The following is a 24783-nucleotide window of genomic DNA, read 5'->3' as shown; positions in this document are numbered from 1 at the left end:
CGGTACGCAGCGCCACGACGGAAGTCATTCGGCGCGCAGGGCCACGACGGGGGTCATTCTGTGCGCAGGGCGACGACCGGGTCGAGGCGTCCGGCGCGCTGGGCCGGCACGACGCCGAAGAGGATGCCGACCGCCGCGGACACGCCGAACGCCAGCGTGAGCGACCACCACGTCACGGCCGCGGGTACGGGCGTGAGCCGGTCCGCGAGCAGCGCGGCGCCGATCCCCAGCGCCATGCCGAGCACGCCGCCGATCGTGGTGAGCAGGACCGCCTCGAGCAGGAACTGCAGGCCGATGTCGCGGGGGCGGGCGCCGACGGCCTTGCGCAGGCCGATCTCCCGGGTACGTTCGCGTACCGACACCAGCATGATGTTGGAGACGCCGACGCCGCCGACGAGCAGGCTGATCCCGGCGATGGCGGCCAGGACGCCGGTGAGCACGCCGAGGATGTCGCCGAGCACGCCGAGGATCTGCTGCTGGGTGACCGCGCTGAAGTCCGTGTCGGGGTGCCGGTCGCCGAGCGCGGCGACGATGTCGGAGCCGAGCGTGTCGATGCGGTCGCGGTCGGGGGCGCGGATGGCGAGGGCGTCGATGCGGTCGGTGCCGAGCAGCCGCTGCGCGGCGGTGACCGGTACGTGCACCTCGTTGTCGCGGTCGACGCCGAGGCTCTGCCCGAGCGGCTCGAACGTCCCGATGACCCGGAACCGGACGCCGCCGATGGTGATCTGCCGCCCGATGGGGTCGCGGTCGCCGAACAGCGAGGAGGCGACCCCGGCCCCGAGCACGGCGACGCGCCGGGCGGTGCTGACGTCGGAGCGGGTCAGGTACGAGCCGCGGTCGAGGCGGCGGACGAAGACCGTGGGCGTGGTCTCGAGGACGCCCTGCATGCTGGCGAAGGTCTGCCGGCTGCCGGCGCGCACGTTCTCGCCGGAGGCGACGGTGACCGCGACCCGGTTGCGGTCGCCGACGATCCGGCCCACCGCGTCGGCGTCGTCGAGCGACAGCGTCGACACCGAGGGGGCGGCACCGGCCTCGAGGCGGCCGGGCACGACGATCAGCAGGTTCGAGCCGAGGCCCTCCACCTGCCGCTCGATCTGCTGTTTCGTGCCGGTGCCGATGGCCACGAGCGCGACGACGGCGGCGACGCCGATGACGACGCCGAGCATGGTGAGCACGCTGCGCAGCCGGTTGGCCCGCAACGCGTCGAGGGCGACGCGCCAGGCCTCGGCGAGCCTCACGAGCCACCACCCGGCGACCCCGAGCCCGGAGCCGGCGACCCCGAGGCCGGCAGGTCGGCGGCCCGCGGCCCCGAGGCCGGCGGGACGGCGGCGGATGGGACAGGGTCGGCGGAGACGATCAGCCCGTCGCGCATGACGATCCGGCGGCGGGCGCGGTCCGCCACCTCGGCGTCGTGCGTGACGAGGACGACCGCCACCCCCTCGGCGTTGAGCGACTCCAGCAGGTCCAGCACCGATTGGCCGGTGACCGAGTCGAGGTTGCCGGTCGGCTCGTCGGCCAGCAGCACGGACGGGCCGGTGACCAGGGCGCGGGCGATCGCGACGCGCTGCTGCTCGCCGCCGGACATCTGGTTGGGCCGGTGGTCGATCCGGTGCCCGAGGCCGACGCGCTCGAGCAGCTCGGCGGCGCGGGCGCGGCGTTCCCGGCGGCCGACGCCGCGGTAGACCAGGGGCAGCGCCACGTTGTCGCGGGCGGTGGTGCGGGCCAGCAGGTGGAACGACTGGAAGACGAAGCCGATGACCTCGTTGCGGAGCTTCGCCATCTCCGGCGGCGAGAGGGTGGCCACGTCCCGCCCGCCGATCACGAGCGTGCCGGCGGTGGGCCGGTCGAGGCCGCCGAGCAGGTGCATCAGCGTCGACTTGCCGGAGCCGGAGGTGCCGACGATGGCCACGTAGTCGCCCTGGTCGATGGTCAGCGACACCCCGCGCAGGGCCGGTACGGAGACGCCGTCGAGGTCGTACGTGCGGCTCACCTCGGTGGCGACGATCGCGGGCGCGCTCACGGCAGGTCTTGCCCGGCGCTGACCTGGTCCGCGCCGGCGACGACGACCGGGTCGCCGGCGGCCAGCCCGGAGAGCACCTGGACGGCGTCCTCGCCCTGCACGCCGAGCGTGACCGGGACCCGCTGGGCCTTGCCGTCGCGGACGGCCCACACCGTGTCGCGCCCGTCGCTGGTGACGACCGCTCCGGCGGGAACGGTCACCGCGTCGACGGCCTGGCGGACGCGCAGCCGGACGATCGCGCTCATGCCGGGCCGCGGCGTGGGGGCGGCGCTGCCGTCGGCGTACTTGCCCTTGCCGAGCGAGAGGCGTACGCGGTAGGAGACGCCGCCCCGCGCCGAGGTGGTGGGCAGCAGGTCGGCGGCTCGCACCTTCGCCGGGTACGTGGCCCCGGTGGCGGCGTCGAGCTCGACGGTCCCCGTGCCGCCGGGCTTGACCAGCAGCACATCGGTCTCGTCGACCTCGGCGGTGACGCCGAGCGCGCCGGTGTCGACCACGGTGAGGATGGGGGTGCCGGCGCTGACCGCGGCGCCCACGGGCACGGCCGCGTCGACGCCGGGCAGCGGACCCTGGGCGGGGGCCGCGAGCGCGGAGGGGTCGGCCTTGTCGATGAGGTCGGTGAGCGACGGCGCGCTCGCGGATGCGGTGCCGCCGAGCTGGACGACGCCCGAGACCGGGGCGCGCAGGGTCAGCGCGTCCACGGCCGCCGCGGCCAGGTCGTACGCCTGCTGCGCCTGGACCCGCTGGGCTGCGGTGAGCGCGTTGACCGCCTGGCTCACCCCGGCGACGCCGCGCTGCAGCGAGCCGACAGCAGCCGAGGCGGCCGAGGAGACGGCGTCGTACTGCTTCTGGGCCGCGGTGACCTGGGCGAGCAGGGCCTTGCGGAGGGTCTCGTCGGTGACCTTGCCGGCCGTCGCCCGCGCGGTGGTGAAGGCCTCGGTGGCGTCGGCGTCGGTGCGCTGCCGCACGGCGGTGAACCCGGCCGTGCCGCCGTCCGGGGGAACACCTCCGGCGGAGGCCGCGTCGAGCGCCTCGGTGGCCGCGTCGAGCCGCTGCTCGGCCGCCGGTGAGTCGACGACGGCCACCACCTGACCCTTGCGGACCCGGTCGCCGCTCTCCACCCGCAGCGCGGCGAGGGTGCCGTCGGCGGGCGAGCCGACCGTCGCGGCCGCGCGGGCGGTGACCGCCCCGGACGCCTCGACGATCTCGTCGACGGTGCCGCGCCCGGCGGAGCCGACGGTGACGCCGGAGGGCTCGTCGCTGCAGGACGCCGCGGTCAGCGGGGGCAGCAGAACGCACGCGAGCAGCAGGACCGTGGCACGCCGGGGGGATCGGGACACGCACGCCACTCTATGCCGGGCGGGCGGCGCGACGGCCGGGCCGGACGGCCGGGTCCGGCGGCACCGGACGGCCCCGGCCCGCCCGGCCGGGTGGCCGGTGCCGGCGAACCGAACGGCCGCCTGATCGATATCGGTCGTACGGAGCTGATACCCGTTTCGTGTCGGCTATCCGCGCCGGGGCTGGCGTGCGCCCGACCGCGCGCCCCACCATGGCGTGCCAGCCTGGGGGTGGCCGGAGCGCTCCGGCCGTCGCCGATGACTATCGGCCGTCGGCGTTGAACCGCGGGCCGCTCGCGCCCGTAGTGACCAGCACCCGTGCCCGCCACCGTCCGAGGAACGTGACCCATGTCGCTGCATGTTCTGCCCCGCCCGGCCGCCATGCTGCGCGCCGACGAACTGACGGTCGTGCACCACGACGACACGGTCAGCCGCTTCACGGACGTCTCGTACTCGCTGAGCCGCGCGGGCCTGCGGGTGCTGACCGCGGACGGCGACGAGAAGGCGTTCCCCGGCCACGACGTGCTGACCACCCACGTCCGCCTGGCCCACAGCCCGCTCGCCGCCTGACGAACAGCCGGCCGGCCCGGCACGGGCGCCGGAAACGACGACGGCCCGCCGGAGCGGGCCGTCGTCGTGCGAGCCGGTCGGTCAGGTTCCCGGGCGGCGCCCGATGACCTTGACCCGCATGCCGATCCTGCCGATGCCGTAGTACGCCTTGGCGTCGGAGCCGAGCAGGTTCACGCAGCCGTGCGAGCCGCGCCACGCGTCGTGCAGGTACGTGGTGGTCTGGTGGAAGCCGATCCCGCCGACGAAGCGCTGCCAGTACGGCATCCACACCTCGTACGGGTTGGACCACTCCTTGCGCGTCCGCTTGTTGATCTTGTAGCTGCCGGTCGGCGTCCGGTAGCCCTTCATGCCGCTGCGGATCACCGTCGGCTTGCGGTACACCCGGCCGCTGCGCATGACCCACGTGGTCTGGTGCGTGAGGTCCACGCAGAAGGTGGTGCCGGTGCGCCGCGCGTGGCACGCCGACGTCTTCGTGGCGGCCAGGCGCTTGGCGACCCCGTACGTCGTGGGGCCCGCGAGCCCGGCGGCCGGCTTGATGCCGTACCGGCTCTGGAACTTCTTGATGGCCTTGCAGTCGGCGGCCGTCTGCCTGCCGTCGACCGTGACGGCGCCGAAGCCACCGAGTTTCTTGAGGTAGCCCTCGACCTGCTTCTGATACCTGCCCGTCGAGCACGAGGCCGCGGCGGCCTTCGTGACGACGACGGCTGCGACCGGCGTCGCGCCGACGGCCCGGGGTACGGCGCCCGCCGTACCCGGGGTCAGCGCGAAGGCGCCGAGGCTGCCGCCGACCGCCGTCGCCACCACGGCGGCGGCGAGGCGCGCGGAGACCCGCTGCACTCCCAAATCGTCCTCCCCAGGAGATGGTGTGACGCACATCGAAGCACACCGGTGCCCCGGGGAGGGCCGGCCGCACGACCCTGGCACGGAACCGGTACGTCGGCCCCGGCCGTGCGAAGGTCGTGCGGGCGGATCACTGCGGGGTGGCGAAGTCCTGAACCCAGTACGGCGTGCGGTCGGCGGAGAACGCCAGGCCCACGCCCACCTGGTGCAGCCGGCAGTCGAGGATGTTCTCGCGGTGCTCGGGGCTGTTCATCCAGCCGTCGACGACCTCGTACACGCTGTCCTGACCGCGCGCGATGTTCTCGCCGAAGCGCGACCACTCGTAGCCCGCGTCGGCGACCCGCTCGCCGGCCCGGTCGCCGTTGGGGTCCTCGTGCGCGAAGTAGCCGCGGCGGGCCATGTCGGCCGCGTGCCGGTTGGCGGCGGTGATCAGCCGGCGGTCGACCGTGACGTCGTCGCAGCCGGCCCGCCGGCGCTCCCGGTTGACCAGGTCGCGGGCCTGGCGCTGCACGTCGCCGTCCGGGTCGGAGGACAGCGCCTGGCTCGCCGTGACGTCGCGGTGCGCGCCGGCGACGGAGCCGGGCTGCGCGACCGGGGCCCGCGTCGGCGACGCGGCGGGCGCGGGGTCGTCCGCGGCCGGGCGCGCCGGCGCCGGGCCGCCGGCCGCCGGCTTCGGGTCCGCGGCCGGCCCACCGGCCGCGGGCTTCGCCGTGACCCCACCCCCGGGCCGGGCGGGCGCAGGGTCGGCGGTGGGCTCACCCTGGTCACCGGGCTCCACGGGACCGGGTACGGCCACAGCACCGCTGGGCAGGTCCGGGAGGGCGGGACCGTCCGGCACGGCGATCGACGGCACCCCGGGCAGCTCCGGAGTCGTCTCGGCACCGGCGCTCGTGGCGACCATGATGCCGCCGGCCAGCACCGCCGACACCGCCACGGCGACCACGACAGCAGGCTTGCGCATGGGTGTCCTTCCCGCTCATGGCGCCGCGCCCGGTGCACGCCGCCCTCGCGGGGTACCAACGCCGGCGCGGCGCGGGCGGTGACACGCACCGGGTCCGGCACCGGCCGGGCGTATCCTCCGGAAAACGCGGCTGTGACCTGGGGTTTCGATGCCCCGGAGGCGGCCCGGCCGATCGCACAATCGCACGGACAAAAGCGACACTTCATTCGTCCGGGGTAATCCGCGCGGGCGTACTTGCCGTCCACGCGGCCGGTCCCCGCGCTCCGCGGCCGTGGCTACCGTGTCGCGGTGCGCAACCGCTACCTGGATCTCCTCCGGGCCGCCGCCATCGTCCGGGTCGTCGTCTACCACCTCTTCGGCTGGCCGTGGCTGTCGATCCTGCTGCCCGCCATGGGCATCATGTTCGCCCTGGCCGGCTCGCTGACCGCCGCGTCGCTCGACCGCCGCTCGGCGGGCAGCGTCATCACGTCCCGGCTGCGCCGGCTCCTGCCTCCGCTGTGGCTGCTCGGCGCGATCGCCGTCCCGGCCATGCTGTACGCCGGGTGGGCGCAGCAGGACGGCGGCGACGACCCGTGGAGCTGGAAGCTGGGGCTGTGGCTGCTGCCCGTCGGCGACCCCCCGGGCAGTCACGCGGGCATCGACGCGTGGGAGCCGCTCTGGTACATCCGGGCGTACCTGTGGTTCGTGCTGCTGTCGCCGGTGCTGTACCTCGCGTACAAGAAGGTGGGCTGGGCCGCCGTGGTCGCGCCCGTGGCCCTGCTGGCGACGCTCGACAAGACCGGCTTCACCCTGCCGTTCGGCCGCGCGGACTCGGCGATGTGGGACTTCGCCACGTACGGCGCCTGCTGGATCGCGGGCTTCGCGCACCACGACGGACGCCTGCACCGCCTGCGCCCGGGCCTGGCGGGCCTGGCGGCCGTCGTGCTCGGCGGCGCGGCCCTGTACTGGCTGCACGGGCACGCCGGCGACGAGGGCTGGGACCTCAACGACGTACCGGAGGCGCAGGCGCTGTGGTCGCTGGCGTTCGTGCTGGTGGCCCTGCACTGGCGGCCGGACATGACCTGGCTGGCGTACCTGCGGCCGGTCGACCGGGCGGTGAACCTGCTGAACTCCCGCGCGGTCACCGTCTACCTGTGGCACAACATCGCGATCGCCGCGATCTGGCCGGTGCTGACCTTCCTCACCCTGGACGACCTCGGGTCGATGGAGGGACCGGTCACGCTGGGGGCGACGTTCGTGCTGACCGCGGTCGCGGTGCTGGCGTTCGGCTGGGTGGAGGACCTGGCGGCCCGCCGCCGGCCGCGGTTGTGGCCGGCCACCGCCTCGCCGGCTCCGGTTTCCGCACCGCACGTGCCCGATCGGCAGCTGGACTCCGCGCCACAGGGCCCGCTGCACGCCGAGGTCGGCCCGCTCCCGCCGCCGGTCCCGCCGCCGCCGATCCCGCCGCCGCCCGTCCCACCCGCCCGGAGGGCGCCGGCACCGCAGGAGGAACCGGCCGCGATCTCCTGGTTCGCCGGCGGCCCCGACCCGCGCTGAGCCGGCGCCGGCGGTCACACCGCTCCCGGGCCCGAACGCCTCGCCGAGCCGCAGCGGGACTGGAGTGAAAGATTCTCGCCAACGAGCACTAAATCGCCGCTAACCTGAGCGAATGGTGCAGGTCGGGCAGGCGGCGGCGCGGGCGGGGACGGCCGCCGGGGAGCCGTCGCTGGTGTTCCGGGCCGGCCCGCTGCTCGGCGCGCTGCGGCTGAGCGAGGTCGTCGAGACGATGCGCCCGCTGCCGGTCCACCACCTGGCCGGTACGCCGCCGTTCATCTCCGGCATCTGCGTCATGCGCGGCCGGCCGACGCTCGTGGTCGACGTCGCGCGCCTGCTCAGCGGCGGTGACACGGCCGCGGAACGCTACGTCGCCGTACGGACCGGGCGCGGGACGGTGGCCCTCGCCACGGGCGCCGTTCTCGGGATCCGCACGCTGGCCGCCGACGACGAGGGCCGGCACGCGGCGCTGCTCGGCGAGGCGCCCGCCCGCCTCATCGCCGCCGTCGGCACGGTCGACGCCCAGCCGGTCCTGCTGTTGCAGAGCCTGCACCTGGTCCCGGACGAGGCGTGGACGGCCGCGGCGGCGACCGCGACGGCGTCATGATCATCACGGCGGGCGTGGCGAAGTTCCGCGCGGTCCTGGCCGAGAGCCTCGGGTGGGCCTTCGACGACAAGGACACCGGCCAGCTCGCCCAGGTGCTGCTGCGGCGCGCCGGCGCGACGGGCCTCGAGCGCGGCGAGTACCTCGCCCGGCTCGGCACCGGGGACTGGGAGTCGGAGCTCGGCACGCTCGCCGAGGAGCTCGCGATCAACGAGACGTACTTCTTCCGGCACGGCGAGCAGTTCCGGGTGCTCGCCGACGTGGCGCTGCCGGAACGGGTGCGGGCGCGCAGCGCGCAACGGGCCCTGCGCCTGCTCTCCGTCGGGTGCTCCTCCGGCGAGGAGGCGTACACGCTGGCGATCGTCGCGCGGCAGGTGCAGCCGGACCCGGACTGGATCGTGTCCGTGCTCGGCGTCGACGCCAGCCCGGCCGTGCTGCGGCGGGCGCAGACGGCGCGCTACTCGGTGTGGTCGCTGCGGGAGACGCCCGACACCGTACGGGAGCGGTGGTTCCACGCCCACGACGGCCAGTACGAGGTCGACCCCCGCATCCGCGCCGCCGTCCGGTTCCGCCGGCACAACGTGGCCGACGACGACGAGGACTTGTGGCGCCCGGGGCAGTACGACGTCGTCTTCTGCCGCAACCTGCTGATGTACCTGACCCCGGGGGCACGCGACGCCCTGGTCCGGCGCATGACCGGGGCGCTGAGCGCGGGCGGGTACCTGTTCCTCGGGCACACCGACTCGCTGGGCAGCGACCCGGAGGGGCTCGAGCCGCAGCAGAGCCGGCACACGTTCTTCTACCAGCGGCGGACGGGACAGCCCGCCCCCGCCACCCCGGCGCGGGTCGGGCCGCCCCGCCCCGCGCCGGTCGCCGCCCGCCCGGCCCCGCGCCGGGAGGTGGACGGCCCGTACGAGCGGGCGATGCGGCTGTTGCGCGAGGAGCGGTTCGCGGAGGCGCTGACCGTCGTGGAGGCGGGACCGGCCGGCCGGGTCGTACCGCGGGAACTGCTGTTGCACAGCGTGCTGCTCGCGCAGGCTGGGCGGCTGGCGGACGCGGAGATCGTCTGCCGGCATCTGCTCGACGTCGACGGCCTGTACGCCGACGCCCACCACCAGCTCGCCGTCTGCCTGGAGGGTGGCGCCGCGGCCGAGGTGGCGATCGGCCACTACCGGCTCGCCGCCCACCTGGACGCCGACTTCGCGATGCCCCGGCTGCGGCTGGGGCTGCTCGCCCGCCGCCGGGGTGACCGCGACCTCGCCGCCGCCGAGCTGGGCCGGGCGCAGGTGCTGCTCAAGCACGAGCGGGAGGACCGCATCGCGATGTTCGGCGGCGGGTTCGGCCGCGTCGCGCTGACCGCGCTGTGCCGCGCCGAGGGGGCACGCCGGTGAGCCCCAGCCGCCTGCCCGACCTGCGAGACGCGTTCGACCGCTCGTTCAGCGAGCCCGTACGCCGCCAGAACGCCGACTTCGTGGAGCTGCTGGCCGTCCGCGCGGGCGGGCGCCCGTACGCGTTGCGCCTCGCGCAGGCCTCCGGTCTGCACCCGGACCGCGCCGTCACGCCGCTGCCCGGACCGCAGCCGGCCCTGCTCGGCATCGCGGGTTTCGGCGGCTCGATCGTGCCCGTCTACGACCTCGCCGCCCTGCTCGGTCATCCGGTGCCGGAGCGGCCGCGCTGGCTCGTGCCGTGCGCCGGCGCGCCGCCGCTCGCGCTGGCCTTCCACGAGCTCGACGGCCACCTGCGGGTGCCGGCCGACGCGGTCGTGGACGAGTCCGGCGGCAACCCCGACCACCAGGTGCTGCGCGGGATGGTGCCGCTGCCCGGCGGCACCCGGCCCATCGTCGACCTGCCCGCGGCCCGGGCGCTGGTGCACCAGCTGACCGGCCGCCTCCAGTACGCCCATGAGGAGCAGTGATGGCCCGACGGACCTTCGGCTACAAACTGACGCTCGGCTTCGGTGTGACGCTGGCGCTGACGCTGGGCATGGGCGCCGCCTCGGTCGCCGCGCTCGCGGTCGTGGTGGACGCCAAGGACGCCGCCATCGGGGTGGCCGCCGACGACCTCGTCTCCGCGGAGCACCTGCGCACGAAGGCGGAGAGCCGGATCGCCGACTATCGCGCGTACCTGCTCAACGGCAAGCAGGAGTATCTGGACGCGACGAACGCCGACCGTACGGAGTTCCTCGGCGTGGTCACCCAGCTGCGTGGCACCCTGACCGAACCCGCGGCGCTCACCCTGCTGCAGGCCGTGTCCGACGCGGAGACCAAGCACGCGGCGGTGCTGGACCCGGTGATCGAGCGCCGCAAGTCCATCGACGACCTGCGCGAGATCGGCCAGCTGCAGGCCACCGAGGTGGCACCGGCCCGGCAGAAGCTGCAGGACGCGATCGCCGCGCTGACCACCCGGGTCAGGGCCGACGTGGAGACCTCGCGGCGCGCCGCCTCGGACAAGGCCAACCGAGCCATCGCCGTGATCATCGGGCTCGCCGTGCTGGCGATCGCGTTCGGCATGACGGTGGCCGCGAAGCTGAGCCGCGACCTGCGGCGCGAGGTCGGCGCGGCGGTCGGGCACATCCAGAGCTCGTCGGCGCAGCTCGAGGCGGCCGCCGCGCAGCAGGCCGGCGGCAGCCGGGACCAGTCCAGCGCGATGAGCGAGATCACCACGACGATCAGCGAACTGCTGATCACCTCCCGGCAGATCGCCGACAGCGCGCAGCGGGTGTCGAAGATCGCCGAGGAGACCGCGGAGGCGGCCGAGAACGGCGACGCCACCATCGACCAGACCCGGGCCTCGATCGCCGCCATCCGCACCCAGGTGGACCAGATCGTGCAGCACATGCTGACCCTCGGCGAGAAGTCGCAGCAGATCGGCGGCGTCGTCGACCTCGTCTCGGAGCTGGCGGAGCAGACGAACATCCTCGCCATCAACGCGACCATCGAGGCGAGCGGCGCGGGCGAGTGGGGCCGCCGGTTCGCCGTCGTCGCCGAGGAGATCCGCAAGCTCGCCGACCGGACCGCCGGCTCGGCCAAGGAGATCCGCGCCCTCATCGACGACGTCCGGGGTGCGGTCAACACCACCGTCATGGCCACCGAGATCGGCGCGAAGTCCGTCGACGCCGGCGCCCGCAAGTTCGACGACGCCACGAGCTCGTTCCGGCGCATCGCGCAGCTCGTGGCCACCACGAACGACGCCACCCGGGAGATCGAGCTGTCCACCAAGCAGCAGACCACGGCGGTGGAGCAGGTCAACGTCGCCGCCTCGGACACCGCGCGGGTGACCCGGGAGACCGAGTCGAGCGCCGTGCAGACCCGGCAGACCGCGGCGCACCTGTCCACCCTCTCCGCCGACCTGCTCGACCTGGTCGGCAACGGGCGCCGATGAGCGCGGACCCGCTGCGCTACTTCCGGGTCGAGGCCCGCGAGCTCGTCGACCAGCTCAGCGCGGGCGTGCTCGACCTGGAGCAGCGCCACGGCGCCGAGCTGGTGGCCCGGCTGCTGCGCTTCGCCCACACGCTCAAGGGCGCCGCCCGGGTGGTACGCCAGCAGGAGATCGCCGACCGCGCGCACGCCTTCGAGGAGGTGCTCGTCCCGCACCGCGGCGACGAGGGTGCGCTGGCGGCCGGTGAGATGCGTGAGCTGCTGCGCCTCAACGACGAGATCGAGCGGTACGTGGCCGCGCTCGAGCCCCGGCCGGAGCAGGCCGCCACCGCTGCCGTCCCCGCCGACCGGCAGCCGCCCGACGCCGTCGCGCACCCCGAGCCGCTGCCGGCCGCGCGCGCGGTGTCCGCCGACGTGGACGACCTGCTCGACGCGGTGGGCGAGACGCACGCCCGGTTCGCGCCGCTGCGCTCCGGGCGTACGTCGCTGGAGCAGCTGCGCCGGTCCGCGGACTCCCTCGCCGACCAGCTGCGTTCCGGGCGGCCCGGTGCCGCGGAGACGGCCCGGACGGCGGCCGTACGCCTCGCCGCCGACATCGGCACCCTGGCCCGCCGCATGACCGACACGGTGGAACAGGTCGAGCGCGAGCTCGACGAGGTCCGCGGCCGTGCCGAACGCCTGCGCCTGGTGCCGGCCTCGAGCATCTTCACCGTGCTGCACCGCGCCGTGCGGGACGCCGCCGACGCCCAGGGCAGGCGGGTGCGCTTCGACGGGCGCGGCGGCGACCTGCGCCTCGACCCGCAGGTGCTCGCCTCCGCCACCAACGCGATGCTGCACATCGTGCGCAATGCGGTCGCGCACGGCATCGAGTCCGAGCCGGACCGGGCGGCGGCGGGCAAACCGCCGGAGGGCTCGGTCGTCGTCACGGTCGAGCGCCGGGGCAGCTACGCCGCCTTCCTCTGCTCCGACGACGGCCGCGGATTCGACCTGGCGGCGGTACGCCGGGCCGCCCACGACCGGGGCCTGCTGCGGTCCGGGGACGCCGAGCCGGACACGCAGAGCCTGCTGAACCTGGTGCTCGCCGGGGGCATCAGCACCTCCCCCACGGTCACCGAGGTGGCCGGGCGCGGTATCGGCCTCAACGTGGCCCGCGACGTCGCCGATCAGCTCGGGGGCGAGGTGTCCGTGCGTACCGAGCCGGGGCGCGGCACCACCATCGAGCTGGTGCTGCCGCTGGCGCTGTTGTCGCTGCACGGGCTCGTCGTCGAGGCGGCCGGGAGCGTCGCCACCGTGCCGCTGGACGCGGTGCTGACCTGCGTACGGTTGCCGCCCGAGAAGGCCGCGGCGGCCGCGCTGACCGGCCGGCTCGCGCACGACGGCGAGGCTCTGCCGTTCCTGTCCCTGGCCCGGGCCCTGTACGCCGGCACCACCGTCCCCGAGGGCGGCGGGTCCGCCGTGGCGGTCGTCGTCCGCGCCGGCGACCGGGCGGTGGCGGTCGGCGTCGACCGGCTGGCCGGCACCTCCACGCTCGTGGTGCGTCCCCTGCCGGAGCTGGCCCCGGCCGCCCCGGTGATCGGCGGGGTGTCCATGGACCTCGACGGCAATCCGCAGCTGGTCCTGGACGCCTCGGGCCTGATCGCCGAGACCGCGCGGCTCGGCGGGGGCGGCGCGGCCCCGCCCGATCCGGCCCGCCGGCTGCCGATCCTGGTCGTCGACGACTCGCTGACCACGCGCATGCTGGAGCGCAGCATCCTCGAGTCGGCCGGGTACGAGGTCGACCTCGCGGCCTCCGGCGAGGAGGGCCTGGAGAAGGCGCGGTCCCGGCGGTACGGCCTCTACCTGACCGACATCGACATGCCCGGCATCGACGGGTTCACCTTCGTCGCGCAGACCCGGGCCGACCCCGGGCTGGCCGAGGTGCCGGCGATCCTGGTCAGCTCGCGGGCCAGCGCCGAGGACCGGGCCCGGGGCGCGGCGGCGGGGGCGAGCGCGTACGTGGTCAAGGGCCAGTTCAACCAGGAGGAACTGCTCGCGCACATCCGCCGGCTGGTGCCCGCATGATCCGCGTCCTGGTCGTCGAGGACTCCGCGACCATGCGCCACCACCTGCGGGAGTCGCTCGCGAGCGACCCGGAGCTGCAGGTGGTGGGCGAGGCCGTGGACGGCGCCCAGGCGGTCGAGATGGTCGGCCGGCTGCGCCCGGACGTGGTCACGATGGACATGATGCTGCCCACGATGAGCGGGCTGGTCGCCACCGAGCACATCATGGCGGAGTTCCCCACCCCGATCCTCGTGGTGTCCTCGGCCGACCGGCAGGAGCTGTTCACCACGTACAACGCGCTGGCCGCGGGGGCGGTCGACGTGCTCGAGAAGCCGCGCGGCGACGCGTCGGACGCCGGCTGGGCGCGACGGTTGTGCTCGGCCGTCCGCCTGGTCTCGCGGATCAGGGTGATCACCCACCCACGGGCGCGGCTCGACGGGCGGCACCGCGCCGACCAGCCGCGTCCCGCGGCGCAGGCATCGCCGGCGTCGCCCGTGGCCGGTGGCGACGCCGCGCTGCGCCTCGTGGCGGTCGGGGCGTCCACCGGCGGTCCCGGCGCGCTCACCGAGCTGCTGCGCGCCTTGCCGGCGGACTTCGCCGCCCCGGTGCTGTGCGTGCAGCACATCGCGGCGAGCGAGCCGTTCGCGGTCGCCTTCTCCGACTGGCTCGCCGGGCAGACCGGGCGCGACGTCGCGTACGCCCGGGACGGGACGCGCGTCCGCGGGCTCGCCGGGCGGGTCCTGCTCGCCCCGCCCGACCGGCACATGTACGTGGGCGACGGCCTGGTCCGGCTCAGCAACGCCCCGCCGCGCCACTCGTGCCGGCCCTCGGTCGACGTGCTGTTCGAGTCCGTCGCCGCGGAGTACGGCTCGTCCGCCGCCGGCTGCCTGCTGACCGGCATGGGCCGCGACGGCGCAGGCGGGCTGCTGCGGATCCGCTCGCACGGCGGCGTCACCTTCGCCCAGGACGAGGCCAGCTGCATCGTGTACGGAATGCCGCGCGAGGCCGCCCTGCTCGGCGCCGCCGCCTACGTCCTGCCCCCGGCGCGGATCGCGGGGCGGCTGGCGGAGCTCGCCCGGACGGGGGCCCGCCGATGAGCCCGGCCGTGCTGATCGTGGACGACAGCCTCACCGTCCGCATGGACCTGCACGAGGCGTTCGAGGGCGACGGGTTCACCACGGTGCTCTGCGCCACCGGCGAGCAGGCCCGGCGGGCGTTCCGCGAGGCCGACTTCGACGTCGCGGTGCTCGACGTGATGCTGCCCGACGCCGACGGCGTGGACCTGCTGCGCGAGCTGCGGTCGCTGCCGGGGCGCGAGCACACCCCGACGGTGCTGCTGTCCAGCGAGGCGGACGTCGCCGACCGGCTCCTCGGGCTGCGCACCGGTGCCGACGAGTACGTCGGCAAGCCGTACGACTCCGGGTACGTCGTCGCGCGCTCGCGGCAGCTGCTGGGCGAGGCCCACGCAGCGGATCCGCAGACCACCGTCCTGGTGATCGACGACAGCGTCACGTTCCGGGAGCGGCTGCGGCAGCTGCTGGAGCCCGAGGGGTACGCCGTGCTCACCGCGGCCTCCGGCGAGGAGGGCCTGCGCACGGCGGCGGACCGGCGCCCGCAGGCGGTGATCGTGGACGGGGTCATGCCGGGCATCGACGGCGCGACGGTGATCCGGCGGATGCGGCTGGACCCGGCGCTGCGCGACACCCCCTGCCTGCTGATGACCGCCTCGGACGACTACGCGACCGAGGTGCAGATGCTGGAGGCGGGCGCCGACGCGTTCGTCCGCAAGCAGCAGGACCTCGCCGTCGTGCTGGCCAAGCTGGCCGCGGTGCTGCGGACCAGCGCCGACCAGCTGCCCATCGAGGGGATCGGCAGCCTGCACGGGCCGGGCAAGGTCCTCGCGGTGTCGGCGGAGCGGACCCGGCTCGAGGAGTGGGGCGACGTGCTGCGCACCGACGGGTACGACGTCGTCGCGGCCACCGGCCCGGACGAGGCCCTGGACCTGCTCGCCGCCCAGCCGGTCGACTGCATCGTGCTCGGCCTGGGCGACGGCGCGCACGAGACCTGCGCGCGGATCAAGGAGGTGCCGCAGATCCGCGACACCCCGCTGGTGATGACCGGCGACCGGGACGACGCGCTGCTGGAGTGCCTGGCGGCGGGCGCCGACGACTACGTCCGCGCGGCCGACGGGGCGGAGACGCTGCGGGCTCACGTACGCGCCCAGATCCGCCGCAAGCAGTCGCTGGACGAGAGCCGGCGCATCCGCGAGGAGCTCATGCGCCGCGAGCTGGACGCGGCGGGCGAGCGGGCCGCGCGGCAGCTCGCCGAGACGCGGGCGGCGCTCGTCGAGGAGCTGGAGTGGCGCAACCGCGAGCTGGAGGCGTTCAGCGGCTCGGTGTCGCACGACCTGCGCGGGCCGCTGCAGATCATCAGCAGCTACGCCGAGACCATCCTGGACGAGGACGAGCCGCTGGGCGAGCAGACCCGGCACCGCGTCGAACGCATCCACGCCGCGGCCGGGCGCATGGCGGACCTGGTGGAGTCGCTGCTGATCCTGGCCCGGTCCAGCCGCGGGGAGCTGCGCCGGAACCGCCTCGACCTGACCGAGACGGCGTGGCAGGTGATCCGCGAGGTGGAGGCCCGCGAGCCCGGCCGCAAGATCCGCTTCTCGGTGACCGAGGCGATGACCGCGGACGCCGACGAGGGCCTCATCCGCGTCATCCTCGAGAACCTCGTCACCAACGCCTGCAAGTTCACCCGCAGGGTCGAGGAGCCGGTCGTCGAGGTCGGCTGGACGGGCTCCGGCGAGGACGTGCGGTACTTCATCCGCGACAACGGGGCGGGCTTCCCCGAGGGCAAGGCGGGCGAGCTGTTCCGCCCGTTCGCCCGCCTGCACAGCACCGCCGACTTCCCGGGCACGGGTATCGGCCTGACCACCGTGCACCGGGCGGTGGAACGCCACGGCGGCGAGATCCACGCGGAGGGCCACGAGGGCGAGGGCGCGATGTTCTGGTTCACCCTTCCGCCGGAGGGGCGGGCGCGTTAGCCGCCGTCACGGCGTTGCGGTGACCGGAGGCCGGACGCGCGGATCCCGGGCAGCGAGGGGCACTGCCCGGGATCGCGGTCGTACCGTGCTCAGTCGGTGGCGAGCGCGGCCACCGGGCTCACCTTGGCGGCCCGGCGGGCGGGGAGCACCCCGGCCAGGGCCGTGAACAGCACCAGCGCGGCGAAGACCCCGATCAGCTGACCGGCCGGCAGCTCCAGCGGGGCGTTCACCCCGAGCGCCTTGAGGAACAGCCAGGCGTACGGGACGCCGAGCAGCACGCCGATCGTCGCGCCGATGACGCCGTACAGGCTGGACTCGGCGGTGAGCATGGCCCGCAGGCCGCCACGGGAGAGCCCGACCGCGCGCAGCAGGCCGGATTCGCGGACCCGCTCGACCACGGACAGCGCGGTCGTGGTGCCGACGCCGACGACCGCGATGAGCACGGTGAGGCCGATCAGCCCGAGGACCACGGCCAGGACGCCGTTGAGCACCGCGTTGGCCTCGTCGCGCTGGTCGGCGAGCACCTCCACGCCCAGCCCGGTACGCCCCTGGGTCAGCTGCTGCATGGCCTTCTGCCCGGCCGTACGCCCGTCCTCGCCGGCCTTGGCCGCGTCGGCGAGCAGCCCGGCGACGGTGGCCGGCGCGCCGAGCTTCGTCAGGTCGGCCGGATCCGCCAGGATGTCGGACTGCAGCGGCCCCGAGTCGGGCAGCGTCGCCACGATCTGGACCTGCACCTTCTTCTTGCCGGCGGTCAGCGTCGCGGTGTCGCCCACGCCCAGGCCGGTGTCCTCCGCCGCGTAGCCGGAGAGGGCGACCTTGCCGGGCCCGATCGCGGCCAGCGAGCCCGCTTCGACGTCGATCTTCGACAGCGTGGGCAGCGCCTCCATGTCCAGGTCGGACGCCTGCAGCTGGGTCTGGCCGCCGCCGACCAGGACCTCGGGCAGCCGGCGGTACGGTGTCACGTGTGTCAGGTCGGGACTCGCCTTCGCCTGCTCCACCACCGCGGCGGGGACCTGGCCGTCGCCGTTGCTGGTGAGCTCGTAGTCCGCCGGCACCGAGGTGGCCATCTGCCGGTCGGCCAGTACCCGCACGGACGCGCCGGTCACGACCACACCGGCGATGAGCGTGACGCCCAGGGCCACGACGACCGACACCGCGGCCGCGCGCCGGGGAGCGCCGCCGACACCGCCGACGGCGAGGCGCCCGAGGGGGCCGAGCCGGCGGACCGGCCAGCCGACCGTGGCCAGGACCGGACGGACCAGCACCGGGCCGAGCGCCATCAGCGCGAAGAACGCGAGCGCGCCCGAGGCGATGGTGGTGAGCAGCATGGGCGCGGGGTCGTAGTTCTTCGTGTCCCGGCCCGGCAGGTTCATCACCACGAACGCCGCGGCCAGGCCGGCGACGACGGCGAGCAGGATGCCGAACGCGGCGCGCAGCTTGCCGATGTCCTTGCGGCCCGCGGTGGTGCTCGCCGCGCGCAGCGCCTCCAGCGGCGCCACCTTGGCGGCCGTGAACGCCGGGGCCACCACGGCCAGCACGGTGATGACGGTCGACAGTAGAACGACACCGAGCGCGGGCATCAGCGGGAAGCCCGGGGAGGCGATGTCGATGTCGAAGGCGCGCAGCAGCGGCGGTACGGCGTGCCCGACCGCGAGCGCACCGAGCACCCCGACCGCGCCGACCACGAACCCGATCACGGCACCCTCGACGGCCAGCGCCCGCCACAGCGCGCCCCGGCCCGCGCCGACCGCCCGCAGCAGCGCCAGCTGGCGCATCCGCTGGGCGAAGACGATGCGGAACGTGGAGGTGGCGACCAGGGCCGCGGCGACCACCGCGATCGCGACGAACATCCCGACCGCGATGAAGATCTGGTCCAGGTCGGAGACCGCCGAGAGCGCCTCCCGGTGGCGGATGTCGGCACCGGTGGACACCGTCGGCCGCTCCAGGCCGTCCTTGGGCGCGGGTCCGGCGGCGATGAGGTTCTCCGCGGCGGCGCGCACCGAGTCGAGGTCGGCGCCGGGGTCCAGCCGCAGGTCGATCTGGTTCAGCTGGTTCCCGCCGGAGAGCGCGGTCACCGAACTCTGCGGCGCGTACCCGGAGAAGCCGTAGTCGGCCGACGTCTCGACGATCCCGACGACCTTGACCGTCTGGTGCTTGGTGGGCTTGCCCTTGTCGTCCCAGGCGGTCGTCATGCTGACCGTGGACCCCACGGGCAGGCCCATCCGGTCCGCCGTCCGCGGGGTCACGGCGACTTCGCCGGGTGCCGACGGGAAGGCGCCCTGGCTGACGTGCACGGTCGACAGCGGACCGCTGCCGGGGTCGGCGACGACGCTCAGGTACTGCCCGCCGACGTCGCCGCCGGCCTCGACCCGCCCGACCGCCTCGGCGACACCGGGCAGCGCCTTCAGCTTGGCGAGGTCACCCGTGGTGATCAGCGCCGAGCCGCCGTCCGGGTCGCTGCCCACGGCGAGGTCGACCGCGGCCGGGGTGCCGCTGAGGCCGTCCAGCACGGTGGCCTTGGTGATGTCGCGGGCCAGGACGGTCGCGTAGACCACGAAGGACGCGACGAGCACCGCCAGGCCGGTGAGCAGCAGCCGGGAGGGCCGCCGCGCGGCTCCGGCGAGCTGGGTGCGCAGCACGCTCACTGGTGGCTCCCCAGGTGCTGCAGGGCCTCGGTCACGGAGGCGCGGTCCGGGTTGTCGATCTCGCCGGCGATGCGGCCGTCGGCGAGCAGGACCACCCGGTCGGCGTACGCCGCGGCACCCGGGTCGTGGGTGACCATCACGATGGTCTGGCCGAGGTCGCGCACCGAGTTGCGCAGGAACGACAGCACCTCGGCGCCGGAGCGCGAGTCCAGGTTGCCGGTCGGCTCGTCGGCGAAGACGACCTCGGGCCGCGAGACCAGCGCGCGGGCCAGGGCGACGCGCTGCTGCTGGCCGCCGGAGAGCTCGCTGGGGCGGTGGGTGAGCCGCCCGGTCAGGCCGAGCACGTCGGTGAGGTGGGCGAGCAGCCCGCGCTCGGCGGTCCGGCCGGCCAGGTCGAGCGGCAGCGTGATGTTCTGCTCGGCGGTCAGCTGCGGCAGCAGGTTGAACGACTGGAAGACGAAGCCGATCCGCTCGCGGCGTACCTTCGTCAGCACCTTGTCGGGCTGCACGGTCAGGTCGGTGCCGCCGAGCATGGCGTGCCCGGAGGTGGCCTTGTCGAGGCCGGCGAGGCAGTGCATGAGCGTCGACTTGCCGGAGCCGGACGGGCCCATGATCGCGGTGAACTGGGCGCGGGTGAAGCCGACCGTGACGCCGTCGAGGGCGCGTACGGCGGTGTCGCCGGCGCCGTACACCTTGACGAGGTCCACGGCCGCCACGGCGGTCATGCGCTCGTCCGGGCCGGCGCCGGCGGGGGTCGTCGGCACGACGGCCGGGGACTGCGGGTACATCGGTTTGCCTCCGGGATGTGGATCTGTGGGAACGCTGAGAATCCTGCGGCAGACCGGGCCCGCCCCACATCGGTCCCCAGCGGGGGACGGCGCGCGGCGCGGATCTGCCTTTCGGCCGATGGGAGCCCCGGGAGCAGGCATTACGCTCGAGGCACGATGTTGACGCAACGCGACCTGCTGTTCCGCCTCGCCCAGTTCGCCGCCCTGTTCGTCATGGCGTGCATCGGCCTCTTCGACCTCGCGTCCGGCATGGCGGACGGTGCGCTGGTGCTGCTGCGCGTGCCCATGGCGATCGCCACGGCCGCGGTGTGGCTGCCCCGGCACCGCCAGGGCTCCAAACGCCTGCCCCGGACCGCGCTGGTCCTCGCCGTCTGCTCACTGTTCCTCACCGTGGTGGTCGCCGCGTCCGCATCCGGGTACAGCAACGGCAGCTGGGGCCTCGCCGAGACGGTCGGGCTGATGGGCGTGCTGTTCGTCGTCTGCCGCCGGGGCGACCCGCAGTGGGCGGTGGGCGCGGTGCTGGCGCTCGGGATGGCGCTGGGCTTCCTCCCGCTGCGCAGCGGCGCCGACTACGAGATGGTCATCGCCGGCCTGGTGCAGGGCCTGGCCGGCACGGCGGTCATCGGCGCCGGCGTGTACCTGCGGATGATCGAGTCGACCCGGCACCGGGCGATGGACGCCGTCCGCGCCGAGCAACGCGCCGAGTTCGCCCGCGACCTGCACGACTTCATCGCCCACCACGTCACCGGCATCGTCGTACAGGCGCAGGGCGCCCGGTTCATCGCCGAGCAGGACCCCAAGCGGGCCCTGATCGCGCTGGAGCAGATCGAGACGGCCGGCGCGGAGACGATGGCCTCGATGCGGCGGATGGTCGGTGTCCTGCGGGACCCGAACGCGTCGCCGGACGCCCCGCTCACCCCGCTGGCCGGCGTCGACGAGCTCGCGCCGCTGCTGGAGCAGTTCACCAACTCCGGGGGCCCGCTCGCCCGCCTGCACGTGGACGGCAGCACGGCGGGGGTGCCCGTCGAGGTGTCCACGTCGGCGTACCGGGTGGTGATGGAGGCGCTGACGAACATCCGGCGGCACGCGCAGGGCGTCCGGGTCGCGGACGTCTGGATCCGGCGTACGCCCGACTGGCTGCTGGTCCGGGTCGCGAACGACGGTTTGCCGCCCAAGGCCGCGGCGCCGCGGGAGGCGCCGGGGTACGGTCTCGTGGGCCTGCAGGAGCGGGTCCGCGCGGTCGGCGGGCGCATCACCGCCGGGCCGGGCATCGACGGCGGCTGGGTGGTCGACGCGGCCCTGCCGCTCGACCAGGAGGTGACGCGGTGATCCGCGTGATGATCGCCGACGATCAGGCGATGGTACGCACCGGCTTCGGCATGATCATCGGTGCGCAGCCCGACATGGAGCTGGTCGGCGAGGCGGCCGACGGTGTCGAGGCGGTCGCGATGGCGCGCAAGCTGAAGCCGGACGTGGCGCTGTTCGACATCCGCATGCCGCGCATGGACGGCCTGGAGGCGTTGCGGCTGCTGGCCGGCCCGGGCGTCGCGGACCCGATGAAGGTGGTCGTGGTGACGACCTTCGACCTCGACGAGTACGTGCACCAGGCGCTGCGCAACGGCGCGGCCGGCTTCCTGCTCAAGGACTCCGGCCCGGCGCTGCTGGTGGAGGCGGTCCGGGCGGCGGTCTCCGGCGACGCGCTGATCAGCCCGTCGATCACCGTACGCCTGCTCGAGCACCTCTCCCCGCCGGCGCCGAGCGACGACGACGGCGGCCTGTCCCCGCGCGAGCTGGACGTGGTGAAGCTGGCCGCCCGCGGGCTCACCAACGCCGAGATCGCGACGCAGCTGTTCATCTCGGTGGGTACGGTCAAGACCCACCTGGGCAGCGTGCAGACCAAGCTGGGCGCCCGCAACCGGGTGGAGATCGCCGCCTGGGCCTGGGAACGCCGCCTGGTCAGCTGACGCACGCCCCGCCGCAGCCGACCGTCTCCCGGCCGGTCCACCGGCAGGCCGACCCCGATCGGGCGAATCTCGCGCCGGGCCGGGCAACCCGGCCCGCGCGTGGTGATCTTTACCGACGATCGTGACCATGCAGCTCACCCGAACCGGCCGCCTCGGCCTCGCCCTGGCGACCGTCCTCGCCGGCCTCGTCCTGCCCTCGTCACCCTCCCCCGCCGCCGCGCCGGCGGCGAACTGGGCGCAGGACGGCTACGGTCCCGGTCACACGTCGTACAACCCGGCCGAGTCGGTGATCAACTCGTCGACCGTGGGCAAGCTCAAGACCCGCTGGACCGTCACCCCGAAGGCCGGGCCGGACAGCTGCCCGCTGGACCCGGTCGCCCCCGTCGTCGTGGGCGGCCGGATGTTCGTGCTGGAGCCCGACGGCAACGGGGTCGGCGCGTACGACACGAAGACCGGCAAGCGGCTGTGGGTGTACACCGCCGGATATCTGGAGGCGACCGGGCTGGCCGTGGCCGGCGGCACGGTCGTGGTCACGGACATCAACTGTTTCTCGAACAGCAGCTACGACAGCAACGTCATCGCGCTCGACGCCGCCACGGGCGCCGAACGGTGGAGCAGCCTCACGTGGTGGACGACCGACACCGTGGTCGTCGACGCCGGCACGGTGGCCGTGTCCGGCTTCTGCGGGACCTGCGACGGCGAGGAGTACGGGGTCGAGGCGTTCCGGCTGTCCGACGGCGCGTCGCTGTGGAGCCGGACGAACGCCGTCCTCGCCGGGCCGGTGTCGTCGGGCGGGCGCATCCTGCTGGCCGGCACGCGCACCGCGTACACCGAGGCGGTGTCCATCACCACGGGCACGGGGCCGTGGATGACCGGCCTGCGCTACTCGGCGAGCGCGGCGGATCCGGCCCGCGCCCAGTTCTACGTCTCCGGGACGCCGGGCCTGCGCGCGCTGGCCACCGGCAGCGGCAAGACACTGTGGACGGTCAAGAACGAGTCGGGTGACCTGGCCACCGACGGCCGGCGGGTCTACGTCGCCTCGGCCGGGCGGATCAACGCGTACGGCCCGGGGAACGGCAAGCTGCTGTGGACCCGGAAGCTGGCGACGCCGGGGAACCTGGTGCGCGCGGGCGGCCTGCTCTACGCCACCAGCGGCACGTCGCTGCTGATCCTCGCGCCGACGAGCGGGACGACGATCCGCCCGTTCGGCACGGCGACCCGGCACGTCGTGGTCGCGGGCGGCCGGCTGTACGTCACGAACGGCCGGACGGTCCGGGCGTACACGCCGTGATGAGCTCCTCCACCAGGGCCGCGCCGACCGGCTCGCCGGTCACGAGCACCCGGTAGTAGATCGGGCCGACCAGCCGGTCCACCAGCACGTCGAGGTCCGCGTCCGCGGGCAGTTCGCCGCGCGCCACCGCGCGCTCGAGCGGCCTGCGGTCGCGGGCCCGCTGATGGGTCAGGTGCTCCTCGCGCAGCCGCGCGGCCAGGGCGGGGTCGTGCTGTGCCTGACCGGTCAGCGCCCGGAACACCGCGCCCGCGTCCGACTCCGTGAGGTACGCCGCGAGCCGGGTCAGGTACTCGCGCAGGTCGCCGGCGAGGCTGCCGGTGTCCTGCGGTTCCAGGTCCTCGGCGGAGTCCTGGATGAACGCGTCCATCAGCACGTCGGTCTTCGACGGCCACCAGCGGTAGATGGTCTGCTTCGCCACCCCGGCCCGCGCGGCGATGCCCTCGATGGTCAGCCCGGCGAAGCCCTTCTCCACCAGCAGGTCGTCCGCCGCGAGCAGCACGCTCTGCCGGGCGTGCTCGCTGCGCCCGTGCCGGTTGCCCCGGTGTTCCACTCCGCCTCCCTTGTCTAGACGCAACGTTGCGTCTAGCGTTGCCGTCATGCCGACCACTCTGACACAGTCGCCCGCCGCTGCCGTCCTCGACCGGCTCTTCACCGCCGCCTGGCAGGACGACCTCCGTGACCACCCCGGTCTGGACTTCGACACGGCCACCGCCCAGGAACGCGCCGACGCGCTCCACGACGTCTACATGCCCGTCTCGCCGCGCGGCGGTGAGCTGCTCTACTCGCTCGTGCGGACCAGCCGGCCCCGCACGGTCGTCGAGTTCGGCACGTCGTACGGCATCTCCACGCTCTACCTGGCCGCCGCGGTGACCGACAACGGCTTCGGGCACGTGCACACCACCGAGCTCAGCGCGGCCAAGGTGGCGGCGGCCGGCGCCAACCTGGCCGAGGCCGGGCTCGCCGGCGTCGTCACGATCCTGCCCGGCGACGCGCTGCGGACGCTCGCCGGCGTCCCGGGGCCCGTCGACCTCGTGCTGCTCGACGGCTGGAAGGACCTGTGCCTGCCGGTGCTGCGCCTGCTGGAACCCCGGCTGCGCCCCGGCGCCCTGGTCGTCGCCGACGACACCACGTTCCCCGGCATGGCCGGCTACCTGGCGTACGTGCGTGCGCCGGGCAACGGCTACGTCAGCGTGGACTTCCCCGTCGACGACGGTATGGAGCTGAGCTGCTGGTCCCCCGCCACCGCGATCCAGTAACGGCGGACCCGGCCGATCTCCGTGTCGCGCACGTCCTCCAGCACGCCGCCGGCGCGCTCGATCGTGCGGCGCGAGGCCTCGTTCGCCTCGTTGCAGGTCACCAGCACCCGGTCCAGACCGAGGCCCTTCGCGTACGGCAGCACGCCCGCGAGCGCCCACGAGGCCAGGCCACGCCGCCGCGCGCCCGGGCGTACGCCGTACCCGATGTGGCCGCCGGCCTCGAGCAGGAAGTCGTTGAGCTCGTGCCGCAAGGCGATCGTGCCCAGCACCTCGTCGCCCTCCACCATCCACCAGTAGGTGCAGTGCACCCAGCCGGGCACCGGCGGGACGGCCGGATCCGACTCGCGCAGGAGCTTGCGGACGAACGCCGCGAAGCCGTCCGGTGTGTCGACGTCGTCGCCGGGGCGCAGCCCGGAGCCGTCCTGGTGCACGCCGCGCCCCCAGTCGTCGCGGGCGGCGAGCCAGCCGGCGTGCAGGCGGGCGGTGGGCGCGATCAACTCGGGCATGGGGGCAG

Annotated in this window: 22 protein-coding genes; 13 read left to right on the top strand and 9 right to left on the bottom strand. The window is 74.7% G+C overall.

The genetic code is table 11. From position 1 onward, the window contains the following. Positions 1 to 53: 53 nt before the first annotated feature. The 3 genes from COUCH_RS18860 to COUCH_RS18850 are packed head-to-tail and all read right to left on the bottom strand — an operon-like array spanning position 54 to position 3357. Positions 54 to 1238: an ABC transporter permease gene (locus COUCH_RS18860; protein WP_249613403.1), complete on the bottom strand. Its 1185-nt coding sequence runs from the start codon at positions 1236 to 1238 to the stop codon at positions 54 to 56. Continuing rightward, positions 1235 to 2020, bottom strand: a complete 786-nt coding sequence (locus COUCH_RS18855; RefSeq protein ID WP_249613402.1) for an ABC transporter ATP-binding protein — start codon at positions 2018 to 2020, stop codon at positions 1235 to 1237. Before COUCH_RS18855 ends, COUCH_RS18860 begins: the two co-directional genes overlap by 4 nt. After that, entirely contained in the window at positions 2017 to 3357 is a 1341-nt protein-coding gene (locus tag COUCH_RS18850; protein WP_249613401.1) for an efflux RND transporter periplasmic adaptor subunit, read from the bottom strand. The genes COUCH_RS18855 and COUCH_RS18850 overlap by 4 nt, the downstream gene beginning before the upstream one ends. A gap of 345 nt (positions 3358 to 3702) precedes the next feature. Between COUCH_RS18850 and COUCH_RS18845 the strand changes: the two genes are divergently transcribed. Next, positions 3703 to 3924 carry a hypothetical protein gene (locus COUCH_RS18845; RefSeq protein WP_249613400.1) on the top strand — a complete coding sequence of 74 codons (222 nt, stop codon included), beginning with the start codon at positions 3703 to 3705 and terminating at the stop codon, positions 3922 to 3924. An 81-nt stretch (positions 3925 to 4005) separates the two neighbouring features. Here COUCH_RS18845 and COUCH_RS18840 read toward each other — a convergent pair whose 3' ends face one another. Both COUCH_RS18840 and COUCH_RS18835 read right to left on the bottom strand, forming a co-directional pair. Beyond that, positions 4006 to 4761: a L,D-transpeptidase family protein gene (locus tag COUCH_RS18840; RefSeq protein WP_249613399.1), complete on the bottom strand. Its 756-nt coding sequence runs from the start codon at positions 4759 to 4761 to the stop codon at positions 4006 to 4008. Between the two features lie 133 nt (positions 4762 to 4894). Further along, positions 4895 to 5725 carry a CAP domain-containing protein gene (locus COUCH_RS18835; RefSeq protein ID WP_249613398.1) on the bottom strand — a complete coding sequence of 277 codons (831 nt, stop codon included), beginning with the start codon at positions 5723 to 5725 and terminating at the stop codon, positions 4895 to 4897. A 288-nt stretch (positions 5726 to 6013) separates the two neighbouring features. On the opposite strand from COUCH_RS18835, the gene COUCH_RS18830 reads away from it, so the two are divergent. From COUCH_RS18830 to COUCH_RS18795, 8 genes are all read left to right on the top strand, one after another. Next, the gene (locus COUCH_RS18830) at positions 6014 to 7261 is read left to right on the top strand and encodes an acyltransferase family protein (RefSeq protein WP_249613397.1); all 1248 of its coding nucleotides are present in this window, start codon (positions 6014 to 6016) and stop codon (positions 7259 to 7261) included. Positions 7262 to 7373: 112 nt separating this feature from the next. Further along, entirely contained in the window at positions 7374 to 7865 is a 492-nt protein-coding gene (locus COUCH_RS18825) for a chemotaxis protein CheW (RefSeq protein WP_249613396.1), read from the top strand. After that, positions 7829 to 9253 (top strand): CheR family methyltransferase, encoded by a 1425-nt coding sequence (locus COUCH_RS18820; RefSeq protein ID WP_249613395.1) that lies wholly within the window; start codon positions 7829 to 7831, stop codon positions 9251 to 9253. Before COUCH_RS18825 ends, COUCH_RS18820 begins: the two co-directional genes overlap by 37 nt. Continuing rightward, positions 9250 to 9777 (top strand): chemotaxis protein CheW, encoded by a 528-nt coding sequence (locus tag COUCH_RS18815; protein WP_249613394.1) that lies wholly within the window; start codon positions 9250 to 9252, stop codon positions 9775 to 9777. The genes COUCH_RS18820 and COUCH_RS18815 overlap by 4 nt, the downstream gene beginning before the upstream one ends. Then, positions 9777 to 11243 carry a methyl-accepting chemotaxis protein gene (locus COUCH_RS18810; protein WP_249613393.1) on the top strand — a complete coding sequence of 489 codons (1467 nt, stop codon included), beginning with the start codon at positions 9777 to 9779 and terminating at the stop codon, positions 11241 to 11243. Before COUCH_RS18815 ends, COUCH_RS18810 begins: the two co-directional genes overlap by 1 nt. Continuing rightward, a complete protein-coding gene (locus tag COUCH_RS18805) occupies positions 11240 to 13300 on the top strand; it encodes a hybrid sensor histidine kinase/response regulator (protein WP_249613392.1) in 2061 nt (686 codons plus the stop codon). The genes COUCH_RS18810 and COUCH_RS18805 overlap by 4 nt, the downstream gene beginning before the upstream one ends. Continuing rightward, positions 13297 to 14376 carry a chemotaxis-specific protein-glutamate methyltransferase CheB gene (cheB, locus tag COUCH_RS18800; protein WP_249613391.1) on the top strand — a complete coding sequence of 360 codons (1080 nt, stop codon included), beginning with the start codon at positions 13297 to 13299 and terminating at the stop codon, positions 14374 to 14376. Before COUCH_RS18805 ends, cheB begins: the two co-directional genes overlap by 4 nt. Then, on the top strand, positions 14373 to 16325 hold the full coding sequence (locus COUCH_RS18795; protein ID WP_249613390.1) for a response regulator: 1953 nt from the start codon (positions 14373 to 14375) through the stop codon (positions 16323 to 16325). The genes cheB and COUCH_RS18795 overlap by 4 nt, the downstream gene beginning before the upstream one ends. An 89-nt stretch (positions 16326 to 16414) precedes the next feature. On the opposite strand, the gene COUCH_RS18790 is transcribed toward COUCH_RS18795, so the two are convergent. Next, complete coding sequence (locus tag COUCH_RS18790; RefSeq protein ID WP_249613389.1) at positions 16415 to 18970, bottom strand: FtsX-like permease family protein; 2556 nt, start codon at positions 18968 to 18970, stop codon at positions 16415 to 16417. Further along, complete coding sequence (locus COUCH_RS18785) at positions 18967 to 19695, bottom strand: ABC transporter ATP-binding protein (RefSeq protein WP_249613753.1); 729 nt, start codon at positions 19693 to 19695, stop codon at positions 18967 to 18969. Before COUCH_RS18785 ends, COUCH_RS18790 begins: the two co-directional genes overlap by 4 nt. Before the next feature lie 219 nt (positions 19696 to 19914). Here COUCH_RS18785 and COUCH_RS18780 point away from each other — a divergent pair, with 219 nt between their 5' ends. The 3 genes from COUCH_RS18780 (at position 19915) to COUCH_RS18770 (ending at position 23013) form a co-directional block, all read left to right on the top strand. Beyond that, positions 19915 to 21087: a sensor histidine kinase gene (locus COUCH_RS18780; protein ID WP_249613388.1), complete on the top strand. Its 1173-nt coding sequence runs from the start codon at positions 19915 to 19917 to the stop codon at positions 21085 to 21087. Then, the gene (locus COUCH_RS18775; RefSeq protein WP_199512923.1) at positions 21084 to 21722 is read left to right on the top strand and encodes a response regulator; all 639 of its coding nucleotides are present in this window, start codon (positions 21084 to 21086) and stop codon (positions 21720 to 21722) included. Before COUCH_RS18780 ends, COUCH_RS18775 begins: the two co-directional genes overlap by 4 nt. Before the next feature lie 127 nt (positions 21723 to 21849). Next, on the top strand, positions 21850 to 23013 hold the full coding sequence (locus tag COUCH_RS18770; protein WP_249613387.1) for a PQQ-binding-like beta-propeller repeat protein: 1164 nt from the start codon (positions 21850 to 21852) through the stop codon (positions 23011 to 23013). On the opposite strand, the gene COUCH_RS18765 is transcribed toward COUCH_RS18770, so the two are convergent. After that, a complete protein-coding gene (locus COUCH_RS18765) occupies positions 22976 to 23563 on the bottom strand; it encodes a TetR/AcrR family transcriptional regulator (protein ID WP_249613386.1) in 588 nt (195 codons plus the stop codon). The genes COUCH_RS18770 and COUCH_RS18765 overlap by 38 nt on opposite strands. A gap of 46 nt (positions 23564 to 23609) precedes the next feature. On the opposite strand from COUCH_RS18765, the gene COUCH_RS18760 reads away from it, so the two are divergent. Next, on the top strand, positions 23610 to 24269 hold the full coding sequence (locus tag COUCH_RS18760) for an O-methyltransferase (RefSeq protein ID WP_249613385.1): 660 nt from the start codon (positions 23610 to 23612) through the stop codon (positions 24267 to 24269). Here the strand turns inward: COUCH_RS18760 and COUCH_RS18755 are convergent. Continuing rightward, positions 24194 to 24775, bottom strand: coding sequence for a GNAT family N-acetyltransferase (locus COUCH_RS18755; RefSeq protein ID WP_249613384.1), 582 nt, complete (start codon positions 24773 to 24775; stop codon positions 24194 to 24196). The genes COUCH_RS18760 and COUCH_RS18755 overlap by 76 nt on opposite strands. Between the last annotated feature and the right edge of the window lie 8 nt (positions 24776 to 24783).

This window comes from Couchioplanes caeruleus (genome assembly GCF_023499255.1).
GTDB classification, from domain to species: Bacteria; Actinomycetota; Actinomycetes; order Mycobacteriales; family Micromonosporaceae; genus Actinoplanes; species Actinoplanes caeruleus_A.
This window is presented reverse-complemented; position numbering and strand designations above follow the sequence as displayed.